This window comes from Nocardia arseniciresistens (assembly GCF_046764875.1).
Lineage (GTDB): Bacteria > Actinomycetota > Actinomycetes > Mycobacteriales > Mycobacteriaceae > Nocardia > Nocardia arseniciresistens.
Genome location: NZ_JBKORD010000004.1, coordinates 164,887 through 179,657, shown reverse-complemented (window position 1 = coordinate 179,657; position 14,771 = coordinate 164,887). Strand labels below are relative to the sequence as shown.

Annotated in this window: 12 protein-coding genes; 5 read left to right on the top strand and 7 right to left on the bottom strand. The window is 67.6% G+C overall.

The genetic code is table 11. From position 1 onward, the window contains the following. Nucleotides 1-16 precede the first annotated feature (16 nt). On the top strand, nt 17-397 hold the full coding sequence (locus ACLMAJ_RS08570; protein ID WP_412012991.1) for a hypothetical protein: 381 nt from the start codon (nt 17-19) through the stop codon (nt 395-397). Between the two features lie 55 nt (nt 398-452). Then, on the top strand, nt 453-1,349 hold the full coding sequence (locus tag ACLMAJ_RS08565; protein WP_412012990.1) for a TolB family protein: 897 nt from the start codon (nt 453-455) through the stop codon (nt 1,347-1,349). A gap of 27 nt (nt 1,350-1,376) precedes the next feature. Here the strand turns inward: ACLMAJ_RS08565 and ACLMAJ_RS08560 are convergent, their stop codons facing one another. Together ACLMAJ_RS08560 and ACLMAJ_RS08555 are read right to left on the bottom strand one after the other, a co-directional pair. Further along, nucleotides 1,377-1,868 carry a pyridoxamine 5'-phosphate oxidase family protein gene (locus ACLMAJ_RS08560; protein WP_412012989.1) on the bottom strand — a complete coding sequence of 164 codons (492 nt, stop codon included), beginning with the start codon at nt 1,866-1,868 and terminating at the stop codon, nt 1,377-1,379. 13 nt (nt 1,869-1,881) lie between these two features. Continuing rightward, nucleotides 1,882-3,351 carry an MFS transporter gene (locus ACLMAJ_RS08555; RefSeq protein WP_412012988.1) on the bottom strand — a complete coding sequence of 490 codons (1,470 nt, stop codon included), beginning with the start codon at nt 3,349-3,351 and terminating at the stop codon, nt 1,882-1,884. A gap of 120 nt (nt 3,352-3,471) precedes the next feature. Here ACLMAJ_RS08555 and ACLMAJ_RS08550 point away from each other — a divergent pair, with 120 nt between their 5' ends. Further along, complete coding sequence (locus ACLMAJ_RS08550) at nt 3,472-3,915, top strand: winged helix-turn-helix transcriptional regulator (RefSeq protein WP_412012987.1); 444 nt, start codon at nt 3,472-3,474, stop codon at nt 3,913-3,915. A 10-nt stretch (nt 3,916-3,925) separates the two neighbouring features. On the opposite strand, the gene ACLMAJ_RS08545 is transcribed toward ACLMAJ_RS08550, so the two are convergent. The 5 genes from ACLMAJ_RS08545 to ACLMAJ_RS08525 form a co-directional block, all read right to left on the bottom strand. Beyond that, nucleotides 3,926-4,459, bottom strand: coding sequence for an NUDIX domain-containing protein (locus ACLMAJ_RS08545; RefSeq protein WP_412012986.1), 534 nt, complete (start codon nt 4,457-4,459; stop codon nt 3,926-3,928). A gap of 100 nt (nt 4,460-4,559) precedes the next feature. After that, nucleotides 4,560-4,757, bottom strand: a complete 198-nt coding sequence (locus ACLMAJ_RS08540) for a hypothetical protein (RefSeq protein WP_412012985.1) — start codon at nt 4,755-4,757, stop codon at nt 4,560-4,562. A 30-nt stretch (nt 4,758-4,787) separates the two neighbouring features. Further along, the gene (locus ACLMAJ_RS08535; protein WP_412012984.1) at nt 4,788-6,338 is read right to left on the bottom strand and encodes a dynamin family protein; all 1,551 of its coding nucleotides are present in this window, start codon (nt 6,336-6,338) and stop codon (nt 4,788-4,790) included. Continuing rightward, nucleotides 6,335-8,224: a dynamin family protein gene (locus ACLMAJ_RS08530; protein ID WP_412012983.1), complete on the bottom strand. Its 1,890-nt coding sequence runs from the start codon at nt 8,222-8,224 to the stop codon at nt 6,335-6,337. The genes ACLMAJ_RS08535 and ACLMAJ_RS08530 overlap by 4 nt, the downstream gene beginning before the upstream one ends. 17 nt (nt 8,225-8,241) lie before the next feature. Then, nucleotides 8,242-10,008 carry an IniB N-terminal domain-containing protein gene (locus ACLMAJ_RS08525; protein WP_412012982.1) on the bottom strand — a complete coding sequence of 589 codons (1,767 nt, stop codon included), beginning with the start codon at nt 10,006-10,008 and terminating at the stop codon, nt 8,242-8,244. 302 nt (nt 10,009-10,310) lie between these two features. Between ACLMAJ_RS08525 and ACLMAJ_RS08520 the strand changes: the two genes are divergently transcribed. Both ACLMAJ_RS08520 and ACLMAJ_RS08515 read left to right on the top strand, forming a co-directional pair. Further along, the gene (locus ACLMAJ_RS08520) at nt 10,311-12,101 is read left to right on the top strand and encodes an Hsp70 family protein (RefSeq protein ID WP_412012981.1); all 1,791 of its coding nucleotides are present in this window, start codon (nt 10,311-10,313) and stop codon (nt 12,099-12,101) included. Next, nucleotides 12,094-14,766 carry a LuxR C-terminal-related transcriptional regulator gene (locus ACLMAJ_RS08515; protein WP_412012980.1) on the top strand — a complete coding sequence of 891 codons (2,673 nt, stop codon included), beginning with the start codon at nt 12,094-12,096 and terminating at the stop codon, nt 14,764-14,766. Before ACLMAJ_RS08520 ends, ACLMAJ_RS08515 begins: the two co-directional genes overlap by 8 nt. Nucleotides 14,767-14,771 lie beyond the last annotated feature (5 nt).

Genomic DNA, 14,771 nt, shown 5'->3' with positions numbered 1-14,771 from the left:
GAGGAGTCGGTAAACGATGAGAAGTTTTCGGAACTGCGCTGCGGTCACGATCGCGTTGGCCGCCGCCGGTTTGATCTCGAGCGCGCCGCAGGCGTCGGCCGAGATCGGGGCTCGAGTCGTGATCCAGGGAGGTGGGCTCAGCAATGGGTTCGGGACCGGCTGCGCCTATCAGGTGGTCGCGACCGGCAACACCGGTGCGGGCATGAGTTTCTATGACAACGGCGTCTGGTTCGCCGCGTCGGAGGGCAGTCCGAGTCCGAAGACGCACACGGCCACATGGGTTCCGGCGACGCCCGGGACGCACACCATCCTGGTCACGCAAAACGACGATGCCAAAACGATCGACCTTACGGTCGGCACCGGAATCAACGCCGGAAGCTCTTGCCTGGTGATCTAGCAAGTCGGCCAGTTTGTATGCAGACGGCTGCGACCCGGCCGATAGGTTGGAAACCATGTTCGAGACAAAAGGCCGGGTACTGCTGGCCGCCGCCGTCACCGTTGTGTTGTCGGGGCTGATCGTCAGCTGTGATTCGGATCCTGACCAGTCGTCTCCCGAGCGGTCACCGCGTCCGGCGAAGATCGCGTTCACCGATGACTGGCAGTCGATCTTCGTGATGAATCCCGACGGCACCGGGGTCACGCGGATCGGCGACGGCAGTGATCCGAGCTTTGCTCCCGATGGCTCGAGGATCGTGGTCGGTGGTCGTTCGATCTCGACCATGGATCCGGACGGCGGCAATCTCGCGAAACTCACCGACGGCGGCTACAACCCCCGGTTCTCCCCCGACGGCACCCGAATCGTCTTCGCTCGCGGCGGCATCATCTTCGTGATGAACGCCGACGGCGGCGAGCTGAAGCAACTCACCGCTACCCCAGATAATTTCGGCGGCGCTGCCCCTGCCGCGGCGTCCTCGCAGAATCCCGCGTTCTCGCCGGACGGTACGAAGATCACGTTCACCAGAAGTGCCGCTATCTGGGTGATGGAATCCGACGGAACCGCCGCACGGCAGCTGCTGGCGGATCCGTATTTCAATTCCGAGCCGGTCTTCACCCCGGACGGGGCCGGGATCGTGTTCACCAGCAACCGGGGTGGAAAGAACCGGTCGGAGATCTACGCGATGGACGTACATGGTGACCACGTCCGACCGCTCACCGACGACTCCACGGGAGACCCGTCGTTCTCCTCGGACGGTACCCAGATCCTCTTCACCCGTTCCACCCGCGATCCAGCGTCCGAAGCCGGACCCGAGGTCTGGGTGATGAACAGCGACGGCGGCAACCCGCACCGTCTCACCGATCCGAAACAAACTGCGCAGCATCCCAGTTGGGGTATGGGAACGGGTTCGTGACCGACGACCCTTGCCGCTTGCCGCTCATCAGTTTTCGACTGCGGACTTCCACATCTTGCTGCGGATGTCCCGGCCCCGGATCACCTGGATACGCCATGGCGACAGGCGCAGGATGTGCAGCTTCGGGTCGTCTATGCCTTTCCAGAAGTTGCCGAGTGGGTAACCCGCGCCTTTCGGGCTGGTCTGCTCGTACAGGTCCCAGACGTGCTGTCTGGTCGTGAGGTCGTCGAGTGGCACCCAGTCGGCGAGCGCGTCCGCGTGCACCTGGTTTTGTTTCCCGGTCCAGTACGAGAAGGTCGTGTGCGGGTTGGCGGCCAGGTGCGCCTCCTTGACGGGGGTCCGGTAGGTGGCCAGCCAGCCGACCGGGTTGTCGTCGACGAGCTCCCACACCGGGATCAGAACCCTGGATCGGGGACGGCCCTTGCTGTCGACGGTGACCATGGTGGAGTAGACGATGTCGCCGATGTAGGCGTCGAACTCTGCGCGGATGTCGTTGAAAGATCGCACTGTGGTTGTCATTTCGATGCTCCTGTCAGACCTGTGCGAGTGTGGTGGGTGCGGTGTCCGATGCGGAATCGGCTGCGGCGGCGGCGGTACCGGCGACAGCGGCAGTACGGCGTAGGCCGAAGGCCGCGACCAGCCCCGCGACAGCTGCGGCGACCACCGGCACGATCAATGCCGTTCGCACGGCCTCCATTCCGGACGCACCCGCGGCGACAGCCGCGACGTTCACTGCGGTCACTGCCGAGATGCCGAGTGCGAAGCCGAACTGGAATGCGGTGTACAGCAATCCACTTGCCAGCCCTTGGTCCTCCTCCGCGATGCCGTCGGTGCCCGCGATGGTGAGCGGACCGTAGACGAGGGCGAAAGCCACACCGAGCAGCAGCATTGCCGGGAACATTGCCGCATAGGCCCGGTCGAGGTCGGTCGGCAGGAACAAGGCGTAGGCGATCGCGGCGAGCACCACTCCACCGAAAACCACTCGGGCGTTGCCGAATCGGTCGACCAGTCGTGGCGTCAGTATCGGCGCGAGTATCGCGTCGACGCCGATGACCGCCATCGCGAGGCCGGTCTGTACCGTCGACCAGCCGCGCAGTTCCTGGAAGTACAGCGTGGCGAGGAACTGGAAGCCCGCGAAGGAGCCGACGAACAGCAGCGCGACGATATTGGTGCGCACCAGCGCTCCCGAGCGCAGGATGCCGAGCCGAACCAGCGGGTTCGCGGTGCGACGTTCGTCGGCCACGAACAGTGCGAGCAACAACAGGCCCGCCGCGAACACCAGGACGGTCAGCGCACGGCCGTCACTCGGATGCTCGAGTCGGACCACACCGTAGACGAGCAACAGCATCGACCCGGTAATACTGAACGCGCCGAGCAGATCGAACCCACCCCGAACACGTTGCGGCACACCCGAATCCCGCACCAATGGGATCGCCGCCGCCAAGATCAGCGCGGAAACGACGACGGGAGCGAAGAACACCCAGCGCCAGCCGAGCGCGGTGAGCAGCCCGCCGACGACCATGCCGAGCGAGAACCCGCCCGCCGCGATTCCGGCGTACACCAGCAGCGCCTTGTTCCGCGCCCGGCCCTCGGCGAAATTGGTGGTGATCAGCGACAGTCCGGCAGGTGCCATGAACGCGGCGGCCACTCCGGTCACGAACCGCGCCGTCAGCAGCATCCACCCCTCGGTCGCAAAGCCGCCGAGGCCGGAGAACAGCAGGAACACCGTCAGCCAGAGCAGGAACATACGTCGGCGTCCGAGCAGGTCGGCGGCGCGGCCGCCGAGCAACATGAACCCGCCGTAACCGAGGACGTACGCGGAGACGACGCCGCTCAGCATCCCGGTGGACAGGCCGAGATCAGACCTGATCGACGGCAACGCCACATTGAGCATCGCCACGTCGATGCCCTCCAGGAAGATCGCGCCGCACAGCACCGCGAGCACCGCCCAGGCGCGGCCGGACATCTCGGTGAAGACCTCGGCGGGTCTCGATTCCAACATCGAACGACTCCCAACAGACACAGACGTACCTCCGCTTTCGCTGCGACCATGCACAGTTACCGATAGTGAGGTCGGTTCCCTCTTGATACCGATCACGAGTCTCCGGCAGAATCGGTAACCATGGAAGACGGCACATTGAAGTCACCCGGTTACTGCGGGGATACCGACGATGACTACGACGTTTTACAGTGGGATACCCGCGTCGACTGCGAGGTCAGGCAGATCCTGGACCGCGTCGCCGACAAATGGTCGCTACTGGTCATCGCGCTGCTCGACCAGAGCAGCCTGCGTTTCACCGAGTTGAAGCGCAAGATCGACGGCGTGAGTCAGCGCATGCTCACTCGCACCCTGCGAAATCTGGAACGCGACGGACTGGTCGAGCGGACCGTCTACCCAACGGTCCCACCGCGAGTCGACTACGCCCTGACGCCGCTCGGCGCGAGCCTGCACACCACCATCAAGGCTCTTGTCGTCTGGACCGAAGGCCACCAGAACGAAATCGCCTCGGCCCGTAATGCTTACGACCTTCGCATTACCGAACAGGAAGCCCTGCAATCTGTTTGAGTGGCGCGGGTCAGCCGAGGTGGAGGTCGCGGTCCGCCTGGCGGTCGAGCCAAGAGGGCACGGCGATGTCGGTGCTCGGGTGCACCAGCACGGTTCGGCCGTGTTCGAGGTAGAGGGGGTGGTCCTCGAGGCGGGCGCGGAATGCGTGCCAGAGTCTGTGGGCCAGGCGCGGGATCACGAAGTCGTCGAGGGTGTCGACACGGACCCACTGCCAGCGGTCGAGCTCGCTCGGCTGTAGCTCGAGCCGGTTCTCGTTGCCGAGGGCTCCGCAGTCGAATATGTAGAGGATTTTGTCGCCGTCTTCGGCGTTGGGCGCCCAGTCGTGTACCAGCAGTCGCTGGGGTGGACGGTCGATGCCGAGTTGTGCACGAATCGCGCGGCGACAGGCGGCGACGGGCGATTCGCCGGACTCGACATAGCCGCCGGGAATCTCCCATCCGCCGCCGTAGGTGGTGTGCACGAGCAACACTTCCTCGCCACGCACGAACAGCCCGCCCGCGGCCAACCGCACCTCGGCGAATGTTTCCTCGACGCTGTCGGTCATCAACTCACGACCTTCGTTTGCGGGCCGGGAACGCGGCGCACGTCAGCGCGCTGCGCGTGCGGCACCGCTGCTCGATGGGATGGGCACGACCCTTCCACTTCTACACCGCCGCCGCCCTCTCGTACAGGGCACCCTGAATCCACCGAACCCCCGCAAACCCCGGGTCGGCCCCATGCGGAGGCGAATCATCCACTGTCGTCACGGGTGGCCTGGTAGAGGACTTTCGCCAGGTCACCGTGCCGATCTCGGTGTCGCCCTCGGCTCCGACGCCGTTGAACTCCGCGCTGCTGATATTCACCCGCACCTTGCCGGTGACATCGACGTCGGATTAGGTGTTCAGCAGGTCGAGAATGCCCTCCGCGCTGCGCGCCGCAGTGAGGCAGGCCGTGCTCATCGACTGATCGGCGAGCGGATGCTTGGCGAGGACGCGCCATTTGCGGACGGATTCGATCGCGTGCGCGCGCAGTTCGGGAGCGGGTGTGTCGAGCGGGCGGCCGAGGCGCAGGTGTGGCGCGACGCCGGAGCCGCCGATCAGGCGGTGCAGTTCGGCGAGATCGTCTGCGGGAAGGGTTAATTCGTCGGTGCGCAGGCGGCCGAGTAGGCGGAGTTCCGCGAAACCGTGTACGTCGGCGAGCAAGGTGCGCACTCGGGGTAGCAGCTCGTCGGCGGCGGTACCCGGGTAGGCGGTGAGGATGCGAACCAGGACAGTCAGGGCCGAGTGCGCCTTGAGCTGGTCGGCGCGCTGGCCGAATTGGACATCGAGTACCGAACGGAGCTCGTCCACGCCGCTTCGGCTGGTCAATTCGGCTGCGAGCGTGGCCGAATCACGCACGCCGAGTCGAATCAGCGTGACAGCCATCCGGATTCCGAACATGCCGAACCGTTCGGCCAGTTGCGCGCGCAGCTCCGGCGGCACCGGCAGCGCGATATCGGGACGTGCGAAGCGATCGGCCGAGAGCAGGGCGGCACTCAACTCCTCGATCGGAATACCTGCCAAAGCCTCGAACGCCGTGAACTCCTGCTGACGCAGCGTCGCAGCCGCGAAAGCGAGCAGTCCCGCGACTGGAATCACCGCCTGACACAGGCCGGTTCGCTCCAGCTCCCCTGCGAAACGCACCGCCACATCGCGCGCGGAATGCAACGCGTCGATTCGCCCTGCCCCGATCTCGTCGGCCCGCGAGACGACGCCGACTACACCGAGCGGGCCGGACACTCCCGAATCGCCCGACGCCGCCGCGGCACCGATCTGCTCGAGGAACCGAATATCGGCGTCGTCCAGCCTGCGCAGCAGGTACACGACGGCATCGGCTCCGGGAATCGCGATATTCTCGACCGAGTCATCCGTTCCGGCGTCCGCGGGAGTGAGCAGCCGTGCGGTCCTTTGCGACACTTCCCGCGACAACGACGAGGTGCCCGGCGTATCGATGATCGTGGTGTTCGCGAGCGCGGCCGCTGGCCATTCGACCTCGAGATGGTCGACCTCGCGCGGCTCGGGCGTGTCCCAGGTCAATCGGTCCAGGTCGAAAGTAAGTCCATGGGTTCCGCCGCCGCGCCGCACCACCACATTCGCCTTGGCGCCATCGGGCGCGTACGCGGTCACGCTCGGGGTAGAACCGTGTCGATACCAGGTGACTACCCTGGTGCATTCTGTGGCGTCGGTCGGCGCGATGTCCTGTCCGATAAGGGAATTGAGCAACGTCGACTTGCCGGACTTCAGCGCGCCCGCCAGTGCGACGCGCAATGGCTGATCCAGTCGCCGCGCACAATCGGCGAGCAGCGCGCGCGGCCGCGGCTCACCTGCGAATGCCTGACGGGCCGCGCCGACCAGCTGACGCGCCTCGGCGACGATCCCGGGCACCATCCGGGCATCGGTTCTCATCGGCCCACCGTACCGACCTGCCCTTCCGTCGACGCGGCATCCTCGGCCGAGCGCGCGGCGGTGCCGGTGTCAGCGTGCATGGCATCGGCGTAGCGGCGCAGTTCTGCGACCGAACGCAGCTGCCGTTCGAGCACTGCGCACCGCTCGGCGCGGCGCGTCGTCGCCATTGCCGCCGCGTCCTGCGCTGCCCGCAGCGAATCGTCGATCGAGCGCAGGCTACGTTCGGCGACGCCGGTGTAGTGGTCGCGCAACGCTCGATGGATACGGTGTAGACGGTCCTTGGATTCCTTGCCCGCTTGGAAGGCGACATCGTCGACGAACCGGCGGACGGCGATCTTCGCCTCGTTGCGCCGTCGCGCCATTCTGGCCTGCTTGTCGTCACGGAAGGCCTTGCCGCCGACCAGCAGACCGGCGCCGAGCGAGATCGGGTTGAGCAGTGCGAGTCCGGCGAAGGTACTCGCGAGCCCGACCATCAGCACGCCACCGTAGGAACCGCGCATCCCGACGAGCAGCTTGCTGCCGATCCCGATATCGGGCTCCAGGTCGGCGAGGGTGCCCGCACCCGCGCGGCTCTCGTCGGAGTCGAGCCCAGCATGCACGCCGGGCAGTTCTACGGCGCCGATCTCGGTGAAGTGGTCGGCGACCTGCTCGGCGAGCTGTATCGCGCGGGCATGGGTCCACAACAGGTTGTCGCCGAGGGCGGTATCGATGGTGCCCGTGAGCCACTCGGCGATTCGGCTCCAGTGTCTGCCGGGATCGTGCTCGTCGATCCATTCCTCACCGGTTCTCGCGATGCCGCGCAACCGATCCCGTAGATCGTGATCGACATCGCCCGCCAGGTCGGTGATCCCGTCGGCGAGGGTCTGCTGCCACGCGGCAGTACGTCGGTGCAGGTCTTCGGCTGCCGTCCGCGCCGACTGCAATTCACGCACCGCCGCCGCGCCCTGCTCCGGATCACGCAGCGCGACAAGTTCGCTGCCGAGAGCGAGAGCCAAATGTTCTGCGGCCGAATGGATATCGCGCGCCACCGCCAGGCGGGTCGCGGCCAGGTCGCGCGCGACTACCTGCTCACGCAGGAATTGATAGAGCAGGCCGAACCCGGATTCGATGCCGAGCTGCTGATCCTGCAACCGCAGCGCATGGCTGCGCAGCAGCGACGAGACCGGGATCAGCGGCACGTCGAGCCGCGCCCGCTCCAGGTGGCCTCGATCGGCCTCGCGTACCTGCCGCCAATGCGGGTACAGGTCGGTTTTGGTGAGTAGGAGCGCGACCGTCGGGCACAGTTCGCGCACCTGTCTGAGGAAGGCGAGTTCCGGCTCGGTGAGCTCCGTCGATGCGTCGGAGAGCACCAGTACCGCGTCGGCGGCGGGCACCATGCCGAGCACGCTTGCCGCATAAGAGCTTCCGTGCCCGCCGACACCCGGGGTGTCCACCAGCACGACTCCGTCGGCGAGTAGCTGGTTCGGCACCTGAATCTCCAGGCGCAGAACCCGACGCCCTTCGGCATACGCCGAACGCGCGGTGATCGAGCCGATCTCGCTGATCGGCACCGGGATTCGTGTCTCCGCAGCACCACCGGGACCGGTGACGACCAGCTCGGCCAGAGCTAGAGGCCCGTGGGACAGCACAGTGGTCACCGTGGTGGTCGCGTCGTCGCCCACCGGGCAGATATCGAGATTCAGCAGCGCGTTGACGAATCGGCTCTTGCCCTGATCGAGCTGCCCGGCGATGACGATGCGCCGCCGCGGATCGCGGACCCGATCCGTCGCCACCTCCAGGCGGGCGACCAGGTCGGTGCGACCCGCGGCGCGCGCCGCGGCGATGGTTTCATCGAGTACCGAAAGCAGCGGTACCGCAGGTGATGTTGCTTGCGTTGCTGTCGCCATCGCGTCGTCGACCTCTCTCAGCCCAGGAGGGCATCGCCGTGCAGATCCACCGCACCGTGTCCGGCGACGTCGGCACCCGCCTGCGCATCGGAGAACAAGCTCGTATCGCCGTGTGCACCGACCGAACTGTCCAGGCCCGAGCCGAAGGCGTTCGAAACATCCAGCGACGACCAGGTATTCGCGGTCGAGCCGACGGTCGACGAAACGGCGCCGGACGCGGTCGACCCGACGCTACCGTCGATGTCGGTCGCGCTCTGTACCCCGGCATCCACCGCACCATGCGCTCCCGCACCCACCGCACTGCCCACTCCCGCAGTCGTTTCCAGACCGGAATGCGCAGATCCACCGACACCTGTGGACAACCCGCCACCGAGATCGGCAGCCGCACCGGTCCCCGTCGACAGTCCGGTCTCCAGTCCGCTCCCGGCATGCGCGCCACCGTTGACGACACCACCGAGACCAGTCTCGAGCCCGGTCGCCGCCTGCGCTCCGGCATCCAACGCACCGCCGAGACCCTCGGACAAGCCGCCACCGAGCCCCGCACCCGCGTCGACGGCCCCGCCGAGACCAGTGGTCAAACCCGCACCCGCCTCGGTTCCGGCATCCACCACGCCACCGAGACCAGTCGTCAAACCCGCACCCGCCTCGGTTCCGGCATCCACCACGCCACCGAGACCAGTCGTCAAACCCGCACCCGCCTCGGTTCCGGCATCCACCACGCCACCGAGACCAGTCGTCAAACCCGCGCCCGCCTGCGCACCAGCATCCACCGCACCCTGCAGGCCGGTCGACAGGCCCGCACCCAGATCGGCTCCGGCCTGAGCGCCCGCGTCGATCCCGGTTGAAAGCCCAGTTGTCGCTTCACCACCGGCACCGAGAACACCACCGATTCCGGTCGTCAGACCGCCACCCAGATCAGCACCGGCACCGAGCGCGCCCGACAGACTGGATTCCAGCCCTGTCCCCAGCTGTCCACCGGCACCGATTGCGCCACCGACACCTGTCCCCAATTGGGTGCCCACATCCAAGACACCATCGAGGCCGGTGGAGACACCGGCTCCCAGATCAGTTCCCGCCTGCGCAGCACCATCAACAACGGCACCGAGCGCCGTTCCCACACCGGTGGCGGCTTGCGCCCCGGCGTTGACCGCACCGTTCAAGCCGGTCGAAACACCGGCACCCAGATCAGCGCCCGTCTGCACAGCGCCGCCGATAGACGTCCCCAGCTGCGTACTCGCGTCCAGAGCGCCGTTGAGGCCGGTGGTTACACCAGCGCCGAGGTCTGTCCCCAACTGCGCGCCGGCACCGAGCGCGCCACCGAGACCGGCGGTCAGGTCGGCGCCCGCGTTCACGAGGCCTTCGAGACCTGTCGATACTGCCGCGCCGAGGTCCGCGCCGACCTGGAGGCCCGAGCCGATCGCGGTGTTCAGGCCCGAGGTCAGATCGAGGTCGAGGCCGGTGCCCGCCTGTAGGCCGAGGTCGATATCGGTCTGCGCACCGGCGCCGAGGTCCAGGCCCGCGTCGGCCGCGGCGCCGACTCCGACGACCGCGCCCGCGTTCACGGCGGCCTGCGAACCGGCCGCGACGATCGCTGACAGTTGCGAGCCGCCGGCGACCAACGCCGATTCGGCGACCATCGGGGCGACGGCGGCGATGTCCTCGGCCGTCACATCGGGCAGACCGGCCGCTACCAGCGCCTGTCCGGGGTTGGCACAGTAGGCCACGGCGGCGTCTTGGTGGCGCAGCAGGTTGAGAATGAACTCCAGAATCGCGTTGGGTGTCATCGAAATCATCTCCTGATGAGCGGACCCTCGCGATCCGCAGTCGTTGGAATGAATTTCAGGTTAGGGACACATCTCGTTACTTCGAAACGGGGCAGACCCCTACTGCGCACCGGCGATCCCCGTTGGGGGCACGAAGACCTTTAGGGGAATTTCCCCGAATATGCCCCGCGTCGGTAACGGCGGACCGCCAGCAACCGACAGAACTGACGGATCCACAAGATCCACACAGCCTTATTCCGCGGCGGCGGAACCTGCCCTATAGCGACACCGGACTACACAGGTTTTTCGAACGGGGTTCTCGAATGACAGAGCGACGAGCGCTCGGCATCACTGTCGGAGCGTCGAACTCGGTCGCCGTGGCGACAACGGGAGATAACAGCGACGGCGATGACGGCCCCGCAGGTGGCGGCTCCGTTTTCACCCACCCGAGCGTCCTGCGCCTAGCCGCGGCTACCGCGCCCACGTTCGGGACCGACGCCGGTCCTATGGACAGGCATTCCACCGATGTGGTGTTGGAGGGCTTCCTCGCCAGGGTCGGCGATCCGGTCGGCATCCTTGCCGAGGACGGCACGACACATGCCGCCGCAGATCTGGTGGCCGCGGCCATTACCTGCCTGATCGACGAAATCGGTACGGACGCAACACAAGACAACTCGACCACGGTCGCATGTCATCCAGCATGGTGGTCGCGGCACACCATCGATACGCAACGCGCCGCGCTGGATCGGGCGGACCTGAGCGAGGTAACCCTTGTCCCGGAACCCACCGCTGCGATGCGCTGGCTCGAGGCCGCGCACGGCCCGCTCGGTGACGGCGCGGTGGTCGTCTATGACCTCGGCGCCACCGGGCTGACGGTCTCGGTGGTCCGCACCGGCGAACAGGCAGCCCTGCTCGGCACCCCACTGCGAACCACCGACGTGGCCGGCGCGGAATTCGATCTGCTGATCATGCGCTACGTCCTGGCTAACGCGCTGCGGGGAAATGAACTCGATCCGTTCGATCCGGTCACCGAACGTGAATTGTCGGCATTACGAGGCCGCTGCAAAGATGCGAAAGAAGAGCTTTCCATAAATACCGCGACCGTCATTCCGGTGCGCCTCGGGCCAACGGAAGGGGGCACCGACAACGTCCGGCTGGTCCGCGACGAAGTGGAGGATCTGCTGCGCGGACCGCTACTGACCTCGACCGACCTGATCCGGGACGCGGTGCATCGCGCAGGACTCGGTATCGGCGATATCGGCCGGGTGCTGCTCATCGGCGGTGGCGGCGCGATTCCACTGGTCGCCGAGCTGATCTCCACCGAGTTCGGACTCCCCGTCGTCGCCGCAGCGGAGCCGGGATACACCAGCGCCCGCGGGGCCGCGCTGCTTGCCACGGATATGTTGGCCACCAGCACGGCGCTCGCCGCAGCGGTGGTCGCCGTCTCGCGGCAGGACAAGTCGCCGCCAACTGCCGTCACGCTGCCCGGATCGCGTATTCGCAACCTCAACGGCAGGCAGCGCGCGGCCGTCATCGCGGGCGCGGCGGTCCTCATCGGACTGCTGGCCACCAGCACCGTGGCGATCGGCACCGGCGCCCAAACCGAGCCGAACAAGCCCGCATCCACCGGACAGACCAGCGCGGCCGACGCGGCGGCGACCACCGGCACGGGAACTGGCGACGCGTCGGTTCCCGGATCGGCCGCATCGGTGGCGGATCCGACCGGCGCCAACCTGAAACCCGAAGCGGGACAACCTGGCTCCGCATCGCAGGGCGCGCCGACGGTAGCCGTTGCGAACAGCCGGTCCGCCCCGGACCAACCCGTGACGAATCAGCAGGCGCCGAATCAGCAGGCGTCAGGTCAGCCCGCGGCCGCCAACCCGGCACCCGGGGCATCCCAACCGGCCCCACAGTCGCCCGCACCCGCACCCGCACCGGCACCCGCACCCGCACCGGCTCCGACACCGGCTCCCGCTCCCGCTCCCGGAGCCCCCGCTCAGTCGCCGACCAACCCGCTGAACAACACCATCGATGGTGTCGAGGGCGTTGTCGACGGCACCCTCGGCCCGATCCTGCACGCGCCAGGCCAGATCCTCGGAGGCAACGGTGGCTGATATCGCGTTCGATACCCTCCCGTGCGCCCGCGAGATCTTCCGCGAGCTGGACTCCGCCGATCAACGGCCGGTCGTCTTCCTCATCCGTGGCCGCTCCGGAACCGGCAAATCCATGCTGCTTTCGGTGATCCGCACCAGGTTGCAGGCCAGGGGAATCGCAATGCGGGATCATCCCGCATTGTCCGAGACGACACCGGTCGGTGCCCAATGGGTCCATCCGGTGGTCAGCGCGCGCGCCCAGCTCGGCTACATGGCGGGCAACGGCCGCACAGCCCCTGCCATACCCGCGGCGGATACCGCGCAACCGCGGCAGGCCCTGATCATCGACAACGCCCACACGCTGGGTCCCGCTGAGCTCGAAAACCTCGGCACAACTATCGAATCCGGCCGTTTCACCATGGTGATCGCGGCTCAGCCCCGCCCGCACGACCCGCATCTGCGCGCACTCGCCGACACCGTGGCTCGCCACGGCCGGATAGTCGACCTGCGCGCACTCGGCGTCAGCGATCTCGCCCCGTTCGCCCGCGAACTCGGCATGGCGGTGCCGCGCCCGGTGGCCCAGCACATACATCAGCAGACCGCGGGCATCCGAAGTGGCGTGGTCGCCGCGCTGACCGCGGCCTGCTCAGCGCGCCTGGACGCCGGTATCGGCGCGGTCGACGACGCGGTCGCCGACTGGGCGCGCGCCATGCTGGACGACTTGATGCCCGACCTGCTCGAGACCATGGCTATCGCGGCCACCGGAACCGGATTGGACGCGACCGAGCTGGCCGAAGTACTCGGCGTCGAAACGGCCGCGGCGCAGGATTTCATCGACCGGGCCAGGGCGAGTGCCCTGGTCACCGACGCGGACCTGTTGCTCGGCCCCGCCGTCGCACCGCTGCGCACGCTGCTCGGTGATCGGCGGTTCATCGCGGTGCAGCGCAAATTGCTGACCGCGCGGCTGGACGCGGGCCTGATGCGCGATCACACCGCGCTGCTGCTTGCCGAGTCCGGCGTCCACGACCGGCGTCTTGTCGAATTCCTGTGCGCCGCAGCGGCAAAAGCGGGCCGCGATGCGGTCCGCTACTACGCCGCCGCCGCGGCGGCGGGCGCCGACCCCGACGTCATCGCGGTGCGCTGGGCCGAGGCGGCCGGTTGCGTCGGCGACGGCGAGACAGCGATGCGGCTTGCCGAGCCGGTACTCGCTCGCTCGGGCGTCAGCGCACCGGAACTCGCCGCGGCGGTTCGTATTTGCGCTGCGGTGCTGACCCGGCGCGGTCTTGTCGGGCGCGCGGCACAGTTGTACTCCTGGCTCGGATCCCATCGCGTCGGCGCGGACTGGGCGGTCGGCGCGACCGTGCTGTACCTCGCGGGTGACGTACCCGCTGCCGAAGAGATGTCGCATTCGGCGACGCAATGGCCACCGACCGAGGCCAATACGCACGCCCGCCTGATCGCCACCGCGCTCTCGCAGACCATCGTCAACCACGAAACCCACGAAACCGGCACCGCCGCAGCAATAGCCGCGCTCGTCCAGGCCGCGCAGGCTGATTCCGGCGTCGACAGGTTCCTGCCGTGCACCGCGGTATCCATCGCGACCCTGCTGTGCCTGAGCACCGGCGAGCCCGGACGCGCGGGGGATGCTCTGCGCCGGGCAACCAACAGCGGTTTGCGCTGCCATCAACTCCAGGTGTTGCAGGCGTGGGCGGCGATGCTCGGCGGCGACGAACAGGTTGCCGCGACGACAGTCGCCGCGTTGCAACCGGATTCGCTCGACATGCGCGACCGGCTGCTCGCTGCCGGTGTGGCCGTCGGCCTGGCCAGGCGCAGCGGCGATCATGCCGCACTCACCCGTGCCTGGCAGGCCGCCTACCCACTGTTCGACGACGTGGACGCCGACCTGCTGACCATGCTGCCGATCGGCGAGCTGTGGCTCGCGAGCATTCGGCTGCGCGACGAACGCCGGATCGCGCCGCTGGTGGACGCCTCGCTGGCATTGCTGCGACGCCTGAATCAACCACCGGCCTGGGCGAACGCCTTCCACTGGTACGGCGTGCAGGCGGCGATCGCACACGAGAGTCCCGCGCAACTGCTCCCGCACGCCCGACTGCTCAAGGCCGCGGCCGAGGCGGGCGACCGGTATGCCGCTGTGCTGGCCGATGCCGGCCGAACCTGGGTGCTCGTGCTGCGGGGGGAGGTCGCGACCGCGCCGGTGCGTGCCGCCGTTGCCGGGCTCGGCGAGATCGGCCTGACCTGGGACGCCGCCCGGCTGGCCAGTGAGGCGGCGCTCGCCGCCGCCGACTCCGCGACCGCGACAGTGCTGCTCAAACTGGCCCGTACGGTCCGCTCCGACGCGCGTCCGCAGGCGCCGGCAGCCGGTCCGAGCGCACCGGTCACGGCGCCCGACGGTCGACACGACCCGGCGTCCGCACCGGTCACGGAGACCACCGCGATCCTCAGCGAACGCGAGCGGGAAGTCGCCGAACTCGTGCTGCTAGGTTTGACCTACCGGGAGATCGGCGCACGCCTGTACATTTCCGCGAAGACGGTAGAGCATCACGTCGCCCGCATCCGGCGCCGTATCGGTGCCAGGTCCCGTTCGGAGCTGTTGTCTATGCTTCGTGCCATGGGACACGGCTCGCTGCTGGTGTGCGGGGTCGCGGGCTTATCCGAAGCGAGGTAACGAGG

Bases quoted from the DNA above. Each gene is read 5' to 3' on its own strand.
- ACLMAJ_RS08560 (WP_412012989.1), bottom strand. From the start codon at position 1,868: ATGACAACCACAGTGCGATCTTTCAACGACATCCGCGCAGAGTTCGAC.
- ACLMAJ_RS08555 (WP_412012988.1), bottom strand. From the start codon at position 3,351: ATGTTGGAATCGAGACCCGCCGAGGTCTTCACCGAGATGTCCGGCCGC.
- ACLMAJ_RS08535 (WP_412012984.1), bottom strand. From the start codon at position 6,338: ATGAGAACCGATGCCCGGATGGTGCCCGGGATCGTCGCCGAGGCGCGT.
- ACLMAJ_RS08565 (WP_412012990.1), top strand. From the start codon at position 453: ATGTTCGAGACAAAAGGCCGGGTACTGCTGGCCGCCGCCGTCACCGTT.
- ACLMAJ_RS08545 (WP_412012986.1), bottom strand. From the start codon at position 4,459: ATGACCGACAGCGTCGAGGAAACATTCGCCGAGGTGCGGTTGGCCGCG.
- ACLMAJ_RS08520 (WP_412012981.1), top strand. From the start codon at position 10,311: ATGACAGAGCGACGAGCGCTCGGCATCACTGTCGGAGCGTCGAACTCG.
- ACLMAJ_RS08570 (WP_412012991.1), top strand. From the start codon at position 17: ATGAGAAGTTTTCGGAACTGCGCTGCGGTCACGATCGCGTTGGCCGCC.
- ACLMAJ_RS08550 (WP_412012987.1), top strand. From the start codon at position 3,472: ATGGAAGACGGCACATTGAAGTCACCCGGTTACTGCGGGGATACCGAC.
- ACLMAJ_RS08525 (WP_412012982.1), bottom strand. From the start codon at position 10,008: ATGACACCCAACGCGATTCTGGAGTTCATTCTCAACCTGCTGCGCCAC.
- ACLMAJ_RS08530 (WP_412012983.1), bottom strand. From the start codon at position 8,224: ATGGCGACAGCAACGCAAGCAACATCACCTGCGGTACCGCTGCTTTCG.